Annotated in this window: 14 protein-coding genes and 1 pseudogene; 11 read left to right on the top strand and 4 right to left on the bottom strand. The window is 69.2% G+C overall.

The features are described from left to right. The first annotated feature begins 53 nt into the window (after positions 1-53). From AAHA49_RS16215 to AAHA49_RS16165, 11 genes are all read left to right on the top strand, one after another. On the top strand, positions 54-1151 hold the full coding sequence (locus AAHA49_RS16215) for an ImmA/IrrE family metallo-endopeptidase (RefSeq protein ID WP_342038999.1): 1098 nt from the start codon (positions 54-56) through the stop codon (positions 1149-1151). Beyond that, entirely contained in the window at positions 1151-2065 is a 915-nt protein-coding gene (locus AAHA49_RS16210) for a bifunctional DNA primase/polymerase (protein ID WP_026529656.1), read from the top strand. The genes AAHA49_RS16215 and AAHA49_RS16210 overlap by 1 nt, the downstream gene beginning before the upstream one ends. Next, positions 2062-2772, top strand: a complete 711-nt coding sequence (locus AAHA49_RS16205; protein WP_026529657.1) for a helix-turn-helix domain-containing protein — start codon at positions 2062-2064, stop codon at positions 2770-2772. Before AAHA49_RS16210 ends, AAHA49_RS16205 begins: the two co-directional genes overlap by 4 nt. Continuing rightward, on the top strand, positions 2769-3173 hold the full coding sequence (locus AAHA49_RS16200) for a hypothetical protein (RefSeq protein WP_026529658.1): 405 nt from the start codon (positions 2769-2771) through the stop codon (positions 3171-3173). Before AAHA49_RS16205 ends, AAHA49_RS16200 begins: the two co-directional genes overlap by 4 nt. Before the next feature lie 92 nt (positions 3174-3265). After that, positions 3266-4162, top strand: coding sequence for a hypothetical protein (locus AAHA49_RS16195; RefSeq protein ID WP_026529659.1), 897 nt, complete (start codon positions 3266-3268; stop codon positions 4160-4162). Beyond that, positions 4159-5184 carry a ParB N-terminal domain-containing protein gene (locus AAHA49_RS16190; protein ID WP_026529660.1) on the top strand — a complete coding sequence of 342 codons (1026 nt, stop codon included), beginning with the start codon at positions 4159-4161 and terminating at the stop codon, positions 5182-5184. The genes AAHA49_RS16195 and AAHA49_RS16190 overlap by 4 nt, the downstream gene beginning before the upstream one ends. 41 nt (positions 5185-5225) lie before the next feature. Next, the gene (locus AAHA49_RS16185; RefSeq protein WP_026529661.1) at positions 5226-5915 is read left to right on the top strand and encodes a hypothetical protein; all 690 of its coding nucleotides are present in this window, start codon (positions 5226-5228) and stop codon (positions 5913-5915) included. A gap of 13 nt (positions 5916-5928) precedes the next feature. Then, positions 5929-7554 carry a M23 family metallopeptidase gene (locus AAHA49_RS16180; protein ID WP_342038998.1) on the top strand — a complete coding sequence of 542 codons (1626 nt, stop codon included), beginning with the start codon at positions 5929-5931 and terminating at the stop codon, positions 7552-7554. A 173-nt stretch (positions 7555-7727) separates the two neighbouring features. Further along, a complete protein-coding gene (locus AAHA49_RS16175) occupies positions 7728-8846 on the top strand; it encodes a tyrosine-type recombinase/integrase (RefSeq protein ID WP_342038997.1) in 1119 nt (372 codons plus the stop codon). Between the two features lie 5 nt (positions 8847-8851). After that, positions 8852-9199, top strand: a complete 348-nt coding sequence (locus AAHA49_RS16170; protein ID WP_144588645.1) for a helix-turn-helix domain-containing protein — start codon at positions 8852-8854, stop codon at positions 9197-9199. Between the two features lie 110 nt (positions 9200-9309). Continuing rightward, positions 9310-11394 (top strand): hypothetical protein, encoded by a 2085-nt coding sequence (locus AAHA49_RS16165; protein WP_243752429.1) that lies wholly within the window; start codon positions 9310-9312, stop codon positions 11392-11394. A gap of 133 nt (positions 11395-11527) precedes the next feature. On the opposite strand, the pseudogene AAHA49_RS16160 reads toward AAHA49_RS16165, so the two are convergent. From AAHA49_RS16160 to AAHA49_RS16140, 4 genes and pseudogenes are all read right to left on the bottom strand, one after another. Further along, a pseudogene (locus AAHA49_RS16160) lies at positions 11528-11947 on the bottom strand (mercury(II) reductase); the annotation flags it as partial. A 1076-nt stretch (positions 11948-13023) separates the two neighbouring features. Next, a complete protein-coding gene (locus AAHA49_RS16150) occupies positions 13024-13917 on the bottom strand; it encodes a cytochrome c biogenesis CcdA family protein (protein ID WP_092107228.1) in 894 nt (297 codons plus the stop codon). A 3-nt stretch (positions 13918-13920) separates the two neighbouring features. Next, positions 13921-14448: a TlpA family protein disulfide reductase gene (locus tag AAHA49_RS16145; RefSeq protein WP_092107226.1), complete on the bottom strand. Its 528-nt coding sequence runs from the start codon at positions 14446-14448 to the stop codon at positions 13921-13923. Next, positions 14445-14741 (bottom strand): hypothetical protein, encoded by a 297-nt coding sequence (locus tag AAHA49_RS16140; RefSeq protein WP_092107224.1) that lies wholly within the window; start codon positions 14739-14741, stop codon positions 14445-14447. The genes AAHA49_RS16145 and AAHA49_RS16140 overlap by 4 nt, the downstream gene beginning before the upstream one ends. Positions 14742-14757 lie beyond the last annotated feature (16 nt).

Here is a 14757-nt window from a genome sequence, read left to right as displayed (position 1 = left end):
CGGTCGCACGGTCGCTCCCCCTCGGAGTGGCCCTGGCGGAAGGAGGTCAGACGATGGCTGCGAACGAGGACAAGCAGGCGACACGGCAAGCGACGCTCGACGCGCTGGAAGAACGCATCGTGCGCTCGGTCGAGGAACTGGTCTCGGGCGATGACTGGCGCCGTGCGATCGAGTTCGCGGCGAGGTTCCGTACCCGCTCGTTCAACAACACGCTCTTGATCTGGGCGCAACATCTCGAAGCTTATGAACAGGGCCGGGTGCCGACGCCGACGCCGACCTGGGTGGCGGCGTTCAAGGACTGGCGGAAGATGGGTCGCTGGCCGGAGAAGGACGGCGGCTATCGGATTCGCGGTCCGGTCAAGGCGAGGTTCGCGTCGGCCACCCCGCGCGATCCGGCGTCGTGGCGACGGCTGGGGTCCTGGGAGAAGCCGCGACCGGGCGAGGTCGTGCGCAGGCGGATCGTCAGCGTCGTCCCGGCCTATGTGTGGGACGTGTCGAGGACGCACGGCGCACCGCTTCCCGAGCTGCCCCGTCCGAGGCTGCTGGAAGGCGAAGCCCCGGCCGGGCTGTGGGAGGGCCTGACCGAGCAGGCGGAGTCGCTGGGGTTCGAGGTGCTGCGGATGCCGCGCGACCGCATCGAACGGGGCGCGAACGGCTGCATCGACTTCGAGACCCGGCAAGTGATGGTCTGCGCGGACATGGACCCGGCCGCGCAGGTCAAGACCCTCGCGCACGAGCTGGCGCACGTCCGGCTGGACGGCCCGAATCAGCGGGACGACGCCCGCGAGCATCGAGGAATCAGCGAGGTACGCGCGGAGTCGGTCGCGTTGATGATCGCCGCCGCACACGGCATGGACACCAGCGACTACACGATCCCGTATGTCGCCGGATGGGCGAGCAACGTGGACGGGAAAGACCCCGTGGCGGTGGTCCGCGCCACGGGCGAGCAGGTGCGCAGCACCGCATTCGACATTCTCGACAAGCTCGACACCACACAGCTCGGGAACGGCAACCCGCTGTCCCTGCGTGTCGATGGCCCGGAGCACACGCCGCAGGCCCAGGAGACGCCAGAGCAGGCCGCGCGCCAGGTCGAGCCGCTGCCGGAGCGGGAGACGCCGGCGGCCTCAGTCGGCTCGGGACGGGGCCTGTGATGGTCACCCCCGCCACGGCTGCCGCCGTGTTCGGTCAGCTCGACGGGGCACCGTTGCCGGTCGCGGCTGGTGAGCTGGCGCGGGCCGGAGTTCCGGTGTTCCCCTGTGCGCCGGCCGGGAAGCGGCCGATCCCGGAGCGCGGATTCCACGAGGCCAGCATCGACCCGAGCCGTGTTGAGGCGTGGTGGCGGGCGCGGCCGGCCGCGAACATCGGCATCCCGACCGGTGCCGTCTCGGGGCTGGTAGTGATCGACGTGGATGTGCACGGCGTCAACGGGTACGCCGCCTACGCGCGGTCAGCCCGGGCCGGGCTGATCCCCGAGCCGCTGGCGGTCGTGCGCACACCCACCGGCGGCCAGCACGCCTACTTTCCAGCCGACCCGAACCAGGCGCAACGGTCCTGGCAGGCAGGGAAGGTCGGCATCGACTGTCGCGGGGACGGCGGCTACATCATCGCCCCGCCCTCGCTGCTACGGCTCGACGGCCTGCGCACGCCGTACCGGGTCGAGCAGCTCGCGGCCGGTGCGGCCTGGCCGATAGATGCGGGCCGGCTGCGAGACTTCCTTGATCCTCGGCCCGCGCCTCGGCCGCGCCTCGGTGGGCCAGTGCGGCGCGAGGATGCGGAGCGGCTGGCGACGTGGCTGGGGCGGCAGGCCACAGACCGCAACCTCAAACTCTTCTGGGCCTCGTGCCGGTTGTCCGAGGGCGGGGTGCCGCTCACGGATGCCCTGGACGCGATGGTGACGGCCGCACAATCCGATTTCGGGGAGCGGGAGATCACCCGCACCGTCTACAGCGCCTATCGCAGCGTCGGCGCCGGAGCCCGCCGGGACCGTCCGGCCGCATCGGCTTCGGGCGAGTTCGCTCGCGGGAACGCGCAGCAGCGGGCGCCCGCCACGCGGGGGCTGTCATGAAGGAGCTACGCGGCCGCCGGTGGGCGGTCATCACCTCGGTCGCCGGGACGGTGTTCATCGCTGCCGGCGCGTTCTGGTTGTCGTTCACGTCCCTGGCCGACCTTGCCCGCCGCTCCGGGATCGGGGCCGGGCAGGCGTGGGCGTGGCCGCTGATCGTCGACGGCGTAATCGTGGTCTCCACGGTGGCCGTCGTTGCCCTCGCCGGTGAGCGAGCGGCGTGGTATCCGTGGGCGTTGCTGGTCGGCGGTGCCGCGGTGTCGGTGACGGCGAACTCGCTGCATGCGGTGGTCGCGGCCGACGCCGACGTGCCCGGACCGCTCGCGGCCGCGGTCGCTGCCGTGCCGCCGGTCGTGCTGCTGGCGATCACGCATCTGACCGTTGTGCTGACCCGCGCCACCGCACGCCCGGCTACTGCGCTCGAGTTGCCGCCGGCGCTCGAGCCGATCACCCCGTTGCCCCAGAGCGAGACGGCATCTCTTGACCCGCCATCTACGGCGGCAGGCGTCACCGCTGCGGACACGGACGGCGGGCCGGATCGTCGGGCGCTGGCGGCAGAGCTGCGAGAGCAGGACTGGTCGAACAAGGCCATCGCCCGGCATTTGGGCGTGCATCCCTCGACGGTGGGTCGCTGGCTGCCTCGTGCTCACCAGTCCGATGAGGCCGACCCGTCCGGGTCGCAGCCCGAGATGGAAGGAGCCCTGCCATGAACGATCAGGACCGGATGCGGGAGCAGCATCGCTCCGAGCCCGAGCCGCCACCCCGTAAGCGGAACGACCTGAACCCAACCGAGGCGACCGAAGCAGCGGGGACGCCGGATGCGGTCAAGGCCGCCGCGTCCCGCACGGCGGCGAAGGAGAAGCTGGCGCGGGTACGGGGCCGGGGCGTGGATTGGGTGCGCCCGACCGACCTGATCGCCCAAGGCGGCGGCCGGCTGTCCCGCCGGGGCATCGACCGGACCGCCGATATGAACCGGCACGTTCGCGCCCCGATCGAGAAGGGCGCCCGCTGGGTCGCCGAGCGAGCCAAGCGTCTGCCGCCTCTGAGCGCCTTCGGCCGTCGCGGCGGCGCCGAGCAGGGACCGCACCGCTCCGGGGTCGGGATGAGGTAGCCGGGTGGTGATGAGTCATGGGCGCTCATTCCGTCAAGGCGAGCCCCGCAGTCGTCTGCGGGTGCACCTCGCCGTCGGGAGGTGCCCAGACCATGACCAACGACACCAGCACCATGAGCGAGACCAGCGGCCGGACGGCTGAGGACTACCGCACCAGCGAGGGCCTGCGTGCCCTGCTGAAACGGCTGCACGCCGCCGGCCAGCGCGCCTGGGAGCACGACCCGGTAGCGGCAGAGCTGATGGCGTTCGCGGCCGAGAAGTACGCGGCGCTGGCGCACAAGCACCGGCTCGATCCGTGGGAGGCCGCATCGGCGGCGTTCGACGTGATGCGCACCAAGGCCGCCCGCACCGCCGATGACCCGTGGGCGGTCATCACGCACGCGGTACGGATCACCTGCATCGCCGAGGAACGCGGCCAAGGGCTGCTGTGCTCGACCCACCAGGCACGCCGGCCCCGCTACTCGATCTTCCACGACCCCGAACGGCTCTCCGACCGCGAGAACGTCCTGAGCGACTACCATCCCGCGTTCCAGATCAAGGACGCCCACGACCGCGACAACACCCCGGAGCAGGCACCGGCCGAGCCGGCGGCAACCACCGCGGCGTCGGCGGTCGAGGACGCGATCACGCTGCTGATGCTGCTGGACTGGCCCGAGGGCACGGCACGCCCGGCGGTAGAACACGTCTGCGTGGCGCTGACGCGCGTCGGGAACCGGCACACCGCCTACGAGACACTGCGACGCGACAAGCACGCCCGAGCCCTGATCGACCTTCCTGGCCGGTCCTGGGCGGTGCTGCTGCGCGCCCTGCTCGGCTGCCCGGACCCGGCGCTCGCGGCGACCGGCGCGGGACGCGGCATCCTGCTGCGGCTGCTGATCGGCGAGACCCTGCCGGTGCTGCTGCGCGATGACGACCTCGTGCTCACCCTCTCCCTGGCCGCACCGGGCATCAGCAAGCCGGGCGCGAGAAAGGCGCGAGGTGCGGGATGAGCGCACCGGCCGGACACATCGAGCTGGAGCGGGCGGTTGACTCCATCACTGTCGGCCGCCGGCACCGCACGGACCTGGGCGACATCGACGCGCTCGCGGCGTCGATCGACCGGGACGGTCTGTTGCAGCCGCCGACGATCACCCCGGACGGGGTGCTGGTGTGCGGGGCGCGCCGGATGGCCGCGATCAAGAAGCTCGGCTGGCGCCGCGTCAGCGTGTGGGTGCGCTCCGGTATCTCGGACCGGCTGGGGCATCTGCTGGCCGAGCAGGACGACAACCAGCTCCACAAGCCGCTCACCGCGATCGAGGCCGCCGCCTTGTACCGGGAGATCAAGGAACTCATGGCCGAGGACGCCGCACGCCGCAAGGCCAAGACCCAGTTCCACGAGGGCCACGAGCCCGGAAAGCATGGTCCCGCCGATTCGGCGGGACCATCGGACTCGCACCAGCTCGGAGACGCTCGGACACAGGCGGCGCGGATGGTGACCGGCTCGGCGTCCTACAGTCGGCTGGAACAGATCGGCTACCTGCAACACCTGGCCGACGATCCGAGCACCCCGGAGACGATCCGCGTCCAGGCGCGGGACGGGCTGACGCAGATCGAGGCCGGTGCGGCGGTCAACCCGATCTTCCAGCGCCTCCGCGACAGCCAAGCCAAGGCCGACAGCGAGCGGGACCAACGGTTGCACGAGCTGGCCGACGAAGCCCTGGCCCGCGTCCACGCCGCCAAGACCAGCAAGGCCAGCAAGGTCAGCAAGCCGGCCACGCCGAAGCGTCGCCCCGTCGTTGAGGACGAGGAACCGACGCGGTACCCGCTGCGGGCGTTCGTACTGACCTGGGGCGACCTGGAAGCGTGGTGGACCCACTACGACGTGGACGAGCTGGCCGTCGAGCTCACCGACGAGCAGGCCGAGGCGTTCTTCGCCACCGTCGAGGGCACCACCGAGTTCGCCGACCGGCTCCGCACCGCCCGCACAACCGTCGCTGAGTCGGCGGGCCGGCCGCTGCTGCGCGCCCTCTGATGCACCGGTAGGGCCAGCCACCGGCGGGCTCACCTCTGGGCATGAAGACGAATCTCGCTTCCTGGTCCCGTGGCCGACTCATCGCGGTGATCGCCGCCGGCCTCGTGCTGCTGCTCCTGATCGGCGTCGGCGTGTATGGGCTCATCACCGGCCCACGACAGCCCACCGATCGCGCGCCCGATCCGGCTCCGACCATCACCGCTCCGGGTGAGTCCGAGCCCGGCGAACCGGGGCCGCCGCGGGTGATCCCCTCGCACGACCCGGATGAGTTCGCCCGCAATGTCGCTGAGGCGCTGTTCGCCTGGGACACCGGCTCCGGGCTGATGCCGCTGGATTACTCCGCCGCGATCTTGGAGGTCGGGGACCCCTCCGGCCATGAGCAGGCGGGCCTCGCCGCCGACATCGCGTCCTATCTGCCGTCGCGGGAGGCGTGGATCGAGCTGCGCAAGTACGCCACCACCCAGCATCTCACCATCGAGTCCTCGTTCGTGCCCCAAGCATGGGACACCGCGGTTGAGCAGGCCCAGTCCGGCCAGCTCCCGCGTGGTGCGACCGCGATCACGATCGAAGGAACCCGGCACCGCGAGGGCGTCTGGAACGGCGAACCCGTCACCAGCGAGCACCCCGTGGCCTTCACCGTGTTTCTGGCCTGCCCGCCCCCGGCGCCGGAGTTCCGCACCGGCCCGTGTCACGTGCTGCGCCTGTCGCAGCTCGACAACCCGCTGCGATGACAGAAGGCACGCCGTGGTCAAGAAGCTCCTCATCCTCGGACTCGCCTTCGTCCTGTTCGGCCCTGCCTGTGTCCTGATGGCGATCGGCGTGCTGATGAACCCCGCCGCCGCGAACTGCGCCGTCCCCGGCGGCAGCGTCACCGTGGGCAACGTCCCCGATTCGTTGACCGTCACCACGCAAGACGGCACCACGTTCACGCTGAACAAGACCCAGCTCACGCACGCGGCCACGATCATCACTGTCGGCGGCGGCATCGAGGGCGTCGGCCGGCCCGGCATCAAGATCGCGCTGATGGCCGCGCTCACCGAGAGCACCCTGCGCCAGCTCGCCAACACCAGTGCCTACCCCGAGTCCGCGAACTACCCCAACGACGGCAACGGCGGCGACCACGACTCCCTCGGCCTGTTCCAGATGCGCCCGCAATCCGGGTGGGGAACCGTCGCGGAGCTGATGGACACGAACTATCAGGCCCGCGCGTTCTACGGCGGACCCGATGGACCTAACTATCCCTCGCCGCGGGGCCTGCTGGACATCCCCGGCTGGGCCCAGATGGACCCCGGCGAGGCCGCGCAAGCCGTCGAGGTCAGTGCCTACCCTGACCGCTACCGCAACTACGAGCCGGTCGCCGAACGCATCCTCGACGCTCTCACCGGCGCGACGGGTGCGGCTGGCCCGGCCACCGCCTCGGTGGTGGCCGGTCCGGTCGCGGAGTCCTCGCGGGTCGTGTTCCCGCTCCCCGAGGGAACTTGGGTGCTCACCAGCGAGTTCGGGCCGCGTATCCATCCGATCACCGGGGAACCGTCGTTCCACACCGGCACCGACTTCGCCGCACCGGACGGCACGCCGATCCTCGCCGCCGCAGACGGGACCGTGACCGTGGCCGAGTTCTCCGGCGGCTACGGCGGACTCATTGTCATCGAGCACCAGATCGACGGGCAGACCGTGGCGACCGCCTACGCGCATATGTGGCAGTCCGGCATCCTCGTCGCGGCCGGAGATCGTGTGACCGCGGGCCAGCACATCGGCGATGTCGGCAGCTCCGGGAACAGCACGGGGCCACACCTGCATTTCGAGGTCCGGCCCGGCGGCACGAGCGGCGAGGCCGTCGACGCGGCCAAGTGGCTTAACGACCACAACGCGGTCGACCTGCCCGAAGCCACGGTCGGCAGCCCGAACGAGTGCAGTTCCGGTGGAGCGCCGGGCGATCCCGCCCCGCTGGACGGCGACCCCGACCAGATGGTCGATGACCCCACCAGCGACGGGCAGATCACCGCGCGGATGGCGCACGTCATGGCCCAAGCCCGTGCCGCGTTCCCCGACAGCTCCTGGGCCTGCTACTCGCCCCGGCCCGGCACAACGTCAGAGCACCCGCTGGGCCGGGCGTGTGACATCACGTTCGGGAACCCGATCGGGACGCACCCGACGCCCGCGCAGCTCGAGGACGGGTGGCGGGTGACGAACTGGATGAAGGACCACGCCGAGTCGCTGGGCGTGGAGTACCTGATCTGGCAGGGCCAAATCTGGTCCCTGGCCCGCGACGCCGAAGGCTGGCGCCCCTACAACGGCGGCGGGATGCACGACCCCGGCGACGTGACCGGCGGCCATTACGACCACCTGCACGTCACCGTCAGGGCCTAAGGTCCGATGTTACATCTAATGTACGATTCGTACCTTAGATGTAAGCCGAATTCTCGGAGTTCTGCGGGATCGCTGTCGTCTCCAACCTAGTAGGGACACCCCACCTGACCAGGCGTTTCGCTGATGATCTTACATTTGATGCATGATTCTTACATTTAATGTAAGGTCGTGACATGGTGTTCTCAGACGATCAGGTGCCCGGTGCAGGGGCGTCGGCGTCTGGCAATGTGTCGCTGCTGCGGCCGGCGGAGCAGTTCTTCGATGAGATGGTGACCGGCTGGTCGGCGCAGCAAACCTCGCGGATGCTCGCGGTGCAGACGATCCAGACCAGGGCATCGCAGGTGCGACGGTTCGCCGACTTCTGCGGGACTCCGCCCTGGCAGTGGTCGCCGGCAGACGTGGAGGAATGGACGACTCAACTCGTCTCGGGGTCGCGGCCCCTGTCGGTGTCCACCGTTCGGGCGTATCAGAACTCGATCGCGCTGTTCTGCGACTACCTGATCGACCACCGCTACGGTTGGGTTGATCGCTGCCTGGAACTGTTTGACTCGCACCCGGTGCAGGTCTGTCACGAGTGGAACACCGTGATTCATGTCAGCGATCACGAGGCACGACCAGGCGTGCGACCGCTGTCGCGCCTAGAGCTGCAGACGTTCTTCGACTATGCCGACGATCTGGTGGACCAGGCTCGCTCCTCCAAGCGGAAAGGCTGGCTGACGCTGTTCCGCGACGCCACGTTGTTCAAGATGATCTATGCGTTCGGGCTGCGTCGCCGCGAGGCCGCGATGCTTGACCTGCCCGACTTCACTCGCAACCCGCAGGGCTGGGAGTTCGGCCGGTTCGGGGTCTGCAACGTCCGCTGGGGCAAGGCGATGCGCGGCTCGCAGCCCAGACGCCGGGCGGTGCTGGCGGTGTTCGACTGGACGCGCCCGGTGATCGAGGAGTACGTGACCGAGGTACGGCCCCGCTTCGATCTTGCCGACAAGACGATCCTGTGGCCGACCGAGCGCCAGGGCCGCATCCGGCTCAAGCACATCGACGATCGCTTCGCCGACTGGCGCGATGACCTCGGCCTGGACCGGTCGCTGCACCCGCATTGCCTGCGGCACTCGTATGTGACGCATCTGATCGAGGACGGTTTCGACCCGCTGTTCGTCCAGCAGCAGGTCGGGCATCGCTGGGGCTCGACCACCGCCCTCTACACCGGCGTGTCCGGGGACTACCGCAACCGAACCCTGCGCCGCGCTCTGGACGCGGCGTTCATCTCACCAACAGCAGTTCAAGGAGGCTGATTGCCATGACGAAGACCGTTGCCTATCACTGGCACCTGCGCAAGGTGATGAACGAGCACGGCATGCAGTCCACGACTGATCTGGTGCCGCTGCTGGCCGACCGGGGCGTGGTGATGACCTCCACCCAGGTATATCGGATCGTGGTCGGCCAGCCTGAGCGGTTGAACATGGCGTTCCTGGCTGCGCTCTGCGATATCTTCGGCTGCACCCCGAGCGATCTGATCGAGCCCTACGTCGCCTCGGCCTCGCAGCGCGGCCGCAGGACGGGCACCACCGGCAAGGCCACCCCGCCGAAGAGCGGGAGCAAGAACCGCCCGACCCGCGCCACGATCCGCGGCGCCGACGAGTCCTGACCGCTTCGCGCAGGTCGTGCCTGGACTGCGATCTGCCGATCCAGCGCTCCAACGTCAGCGGGCCGCGTTGTCGTTGCGGTGACAAGCGTCTCGCCGCGACCCGCCAAGCCATGAAACGTGAAAGCCAGCAAGCGACGATCCTTGCCCTGCTGCGCACTGTTGATCCCAGCGTCACCGACGGCCTGGTCGAGGAACTGCTGGCCGAAGTCGCATCCGCGCCAAGTTCCCGGTCGCAATTGACCAAGCACCTCAGCGCTGATCCGGGCGTGCTCACCGCTGGCGGGTCGCGGATGCGCAAGGTCGTCGGCGAGTTCCTCTACGCCGCGATCACCGCCGGTGTGACCGGGCTCGTCTCACCCTCGTGCGCCCTGTGTTCACGGCCTCGCACACTGTTCCACTCCCACGGTGACGGCGAACGCATCTGCACGAGTTGCTACAGCCGACTGCGGGTCGCGACCTGCAGCGAATGCGGACGCGAAGGCCAGCGCATCAATGTCACTATCGGGCACAGCCCAGTCTGCGAATGCTGCCATCAGCGCCATCGTCCCCAGGAAGTCTGCGCTGGTTGCGGACGGATGCGCGTACTCACACGTTCCCGTGACGACGGCCTGGGCTACTGCCGCGGATGCCGAGCCGAACGAGGAAGGTGTGAGGTCTGCTCCGGTTGTGGCAAGACGCGCCGGGTCAACGCTCGGACCGAAGCTGGCGACGCGCTCTGCGGCACCTGTTACACCCGGACCCGCACCGCCGAGGACGCGTGCGACGAGTGCCGAGCCATCGGACCATTGGCGGCCAGAGCTGGCGGCAGACGTGATGGCTCACAGAACCTCTGCGCACGCTGCTACCGGCATCCCAAGAGGCCCTGCGGCCTTTGCGGACGGCTCAAACGAGTCGCGCTGCGGGCCACCGACACGACGCCGGACGTCTGCCCGACCTGCTACCAAGCACCTGTGATCGACTGCTCGATCTGCGGTCAGCAGGCCCTCGGTCGTCGCGCCACGAACCACGGTTCACCGCGCTGCTTCGCTTGCCAAGCCGCCGGGCTGATCGACACCGCGCTCACCGGCCCCGACGGGAGCATCCGCCCCGAGCTCATTCCCGTCCGTGATGCGCTGACCGAACTCGAGCGTCCTCGGTCACTGCTGAACAACTGGCACAGCCTCGCCAGCATGCGGCTGCTGACCGACATCGCCCAGGGGAGGATCGAACTCAGACACGAGGCCCTCGACGCGCAACCGCAGGTGTTCTCGGTCAACTACCTTCGCGCCATGCTCGTCGCCGCCGGGGCGCTGCCTCCACGCGATGAGAATGCCGCCCGGTTGTACCGCTACGCCGCCACAGCCGCAGACGAAGTGACTGACCCCGAGCTGCGCAGCGTGCTCACTCGCTATGCCCGCTGGCATGTCTGCGGCCGCGTCAAAACCGACCGACACCAGCGGATCGCCCCCAACGTCGCGGCACGCTGCCGAGCCGACATCGACACCGCCCACGCGTTCGTCGATCACCTCACCGCAAGCGGGCACGACCTGGACGACTGCCCGCAAGCCTGCCTCGATGCCTGGATCACCACTGATCGCAGCCGACGCCTCGGCTTCATCCGCTGGCTCAAACGAGGCGGCTACCTTGCCCTGACCCGGTTACCTGAGCCTGTTCCTCGCAAGGACCCCGATCACGAGGTCGACCCCGACGACCAGATCGCCCTGGCCCGCCGCCTCCTGCATGAACCCGACAGTGGCAGCATCGAGGATCGTGCCGCAGCCTGCCTGATCTTGCTCTATGCCCAACCTGCCGCGAAGCTCGCCACCCTCACCATCAACGATATTGAGATTCGCGGCGGAGACACCTACCTCGCCCTCGGCCCCGAACCTCTGCTGCTCATCCCGCCCTTGGACGCACTCGTCACCGCGCTACCAGTCGCCAAGCCATTCGGCCCCGCAAGTACGCTTGCCAGCCCCCGATGGCTGTTCACCGGGAAAATCGCCGGCAGCCATCTGCACCCAGCATCCTTGATGCGCCGCATGCACCGGCTCGGAATCACCACCAGGGCCAGCCGAAACACGGCGATGCTGTACTTGGCCTCGACCACCCCACCGGCCGTGTTCGCATCCCTAATCGGCGTTAGCATTGGCGCCGCGACCCGCTGGGCCACCCTCGCCGGTGCTTCCTGGAACACCTACGCCGCTGCCCGCCGATAGGCACGCCGGCGCGAAAGGTCCAGATCCGCCGCGACGGATGGCCCGACTACTCCCACCTCCTTGCGGTGCTGGTTCGAGCTCCTTGTCTGCCCCCGCCCTCCGACGGAGATATCCGCACTGCCCGCGGCACTGTTCACGCGCAGCACGACAGGAGCGACGGGTCGGTGGTGAAGGCCTTGGCGGCGATCCGGATGCCCTCGGCCATGGTCAGGTAGGGGGCCCAGGCGTCAGCGACCTCGGCGACCGTCTTGCCGAGCACGTGGACTCCGGCGGCGGCGAGCTCGCCGGCCTCCTTGGCGACGGCGGTGATGCCGAGGATCTTCCCGGTGTCGGCGTCCACGACGATCTTGATGAAGCCGCGGGTGTCGCGGTTGACCAGTGCGCGGGGCACGTGGTGCAGCGGCAGGACGCGGCAGTCGCAGCGGATCCCGGCGGCGACGACGTCCTTCTCGGTCATCCCGACCGCGCCAATCGCCGGGCCGGTGAACGTGACCCTCGGCAGTCGGGCGTAGTCCACGGCCCGGTCGGCGTCGGCGAACGCGTTCTCGGCGACGCGACGGCTGCGCGAGCTCGTCGCGACCGAGAGCGAATGCTGCTCGTTCGTGGACTGGGCGATCGACGACAGCCACGCTGATCTCCGGCTGGTCGTCAGCGGAATGCCGGAGCAGTTGGCCGCGCTGAACGTCGGGTAGGCGCGACAGGCACGGATCCATCGGTCGGGCCACTCAACCCCTGGGATCCCGAAGCAGGTGCGCGTCCAGGGCGACGGCGATCGGTATACGTTGACGTAATGCAGGTCAAGGCAGCGCCGTGATGGACGTCGGTGTGCGACCGAGCGATCGAACTAGCGTTTTCGCTGGCAGACGGGGCAAAGTGGCTCGATCGGTTCATGAACTTCACCCGCACGATCGGCGTTCCGCAGCGCATGCAGGGGCGGCCAGCGAGCCCATGGACAGCTCGAAAGACACCTGTCGAACCCAACTTCCCACGATAGATACATTGAAAAACTGGGAGCCTCTAAAGGTGGCGTTTCCGCTGGTCAGAGGATACTTCACGGTGCGACGACGCGTGAAGGACGCGCACTGCCCACACACCAGAATACGGCCTCAGGACTTCAACATGTCAACGGCCCAGTCGAAGCAAGAATCGGGCATCCGTGACCGTGCGCACAGGACGCCTCCGCCCTCGAAGATCGGCACTGCGCCGCCTACGACGCAGTCCCGGCCTCCCCTTCTCTTCTTCTCTTGGCGTCCTGTTCGAGCAGGTGGTCCGTGAAAACCTTGGCGATGAACGTCGTCTGCTCCCGCGTCAGCGGCGGCGCGGCCTCCCGGATCTTCCGGACGTGCTCGGCGTGCGCGGTCAGGCCGAACGCCCGGGTCCAGGTCGGAGACCCGGATCAGCGTCTTGATGACCATGCGTCCGTCGCGGCCGTCCACCTTCTCGGTACGGGCGGGGAGCCTGCCCTGCCAGACGCGCCGCCAGATGCTCTTGCTGCAGCCGTGGCGCTCTGCCGAGGCGGCGACGTCGAGCCATTCGTCCACGGCCATCGGCCAGGGTTGTGGTCACTCGGTTTCTGCGCTCTGCCGGTCGTCGGCAGAGCGCGCTGGCTCCGGGGCGCAGCAGTCTGCCTCAGTCTTCCGGAGGCTGGCGCGGCGGCGACGGCTGAGGGTCCCGATCAGCAGCACGACGATCACGGCGGCGACGGCTGAGGGTCCCGATCAGCAGCACGACGATAACGGCGGCGACGGACACTCCGGTGACGACACCGACGTGTCCTTGGACCCAGCCCGACACCGCAGTGGCGACTCCGGCGACGGCGTTGGTGCGACTGGAGGCGGCAGCGTCGCCGGTGGCGGCCGGGTACCAGTACCAGGCCAGATAGGCACCGGTGAGTACGAGGACGAAGGCAGTAATCCTGGGCCCATAGCGCGCCAGCGATGCGATGCGTCGCGACAGCGCCGAACCTGCTGCGGCGGCGGCAACGGCGACGATCAGCAAGACGGTGGCAGAGCCCGCGGCGTACACGCCGAACACGAGGAGCAGCCCTGCGAAGCTGGCTGTGGCCTGGGCCTGCGCGATGACGGCCAGGAGTACGCCGAAGGTGCACGACAGCGACGCCACGGCGTAGCCGACCCCGAAGAGGACCATGCGTGCGGTGCTCGGAGGGCGGTCCGTGACTCGGGAAGGGATGCTGGGCAGTCGGAGCGAGAAAGACCGGCCTGTCAGCATCGCCGCGCCGAACAGGACGAGCACGACGCCGACGGCGAGCCCCAGCACGGGAGCGGCCTGGATCAGGCTCCGCGCTCCGGCGCTCACAGCGATGCCTGCCAGCGCGAGCGTTCCCGCGAACCCGATGGTCACCGCGACGCCGGCACGCAGCGACCGCAGGAGTCGCACCGGTGCCGGGGAGGAGGAGGCGTCCCCGAGCGCGTGGGTGATCCACGCCGGGAGCAGGGCAAAGCCGCAGGGATTGACCGGGGCGATCATCCCGGCGGCGAAAGCGAGCGCGAGAAGTCCACCCATGGCTCAGGCCCCGGCCTTCTCGAGCTCGGCGACGATCGTGTCGGCGGCGGGGTCGGTGGCGCGGAATGTCACCTTGCCGTCGGCGTCGACGATGATCAGGGTGGACAGCGCGGCGACGTCGAAGCGCTGCGACAGGACCGCGCCCTCGTCGATGGCGGCGGGGACGTGTTCGGCCTCGACGTACTCCATGAAGCCCTCAATGGTCTCCTTGGGCTCGCGCGGATCCATGTCGACGGCGAGGAACTGTGCATCAGTGCCGTTGTCCTCGGCGCTGGCGGCGGCTTCACCGAGGGACCGGACGCCGCCGACGCATTCGCCGCAGCCGACGGAGAAGAAGAACACGGCGGTGGGCTTCCCAGCGGCTGGCAGGCTGACCTGCTGGCCGTCGATACTGGTCACGGGTGCGGGCGAGCCGGCGTCCGCGGAGGACCCGTCCTCGTCGGCGCTACCACAGGCGGTCAAGGTCAGCGGCCCTGCGAGCAGGAGGCCTGCGAGCGAAAGGGTTGTGCGGCGGGTGAGGGATATCGTCATCGGTTCTGGTCGTCCTTCGGGTCTGCGGGCTGGGCGGGGTCGGTGGTCGGGCAGCAGTCGGGTCCGGTGCGGCCGTGGTGGGCTCGGCGACGGGCGACGACCAGCAGGACGAGCGCGACGAGCGCGATGCCCGCGCCGATCACCCAGGGGTTGCCGAGGAGGCCTCCGACGCCGGCGAGCACTCCCCCGGCTATGAGCAGTGGCAGTGCGCAGCAGAGGGCCATGAGCAGCACGGCTCCTGCCCCGAAGAGCAGGCCTCCGCCACCTGGCCGGTCATAGTGTTCTGATGTCATCTGTATCTCGAATCTC

This window comes from Brevibacterium ammoniilyticum (genome assembly GCF_038429965.1).
Lineage (GTDB): Bacteria > Actinomycetota > Actinomycetes > Actinomycetales > Brevibacteriaceae > Brevibacterium > Brevibacterium ammoniilyticum.
The sequence above is the reverse complement of the archived record's forward strand: the minus strand, read 5'-3'. Positions and strand labels throughout refer to the sequence as shown.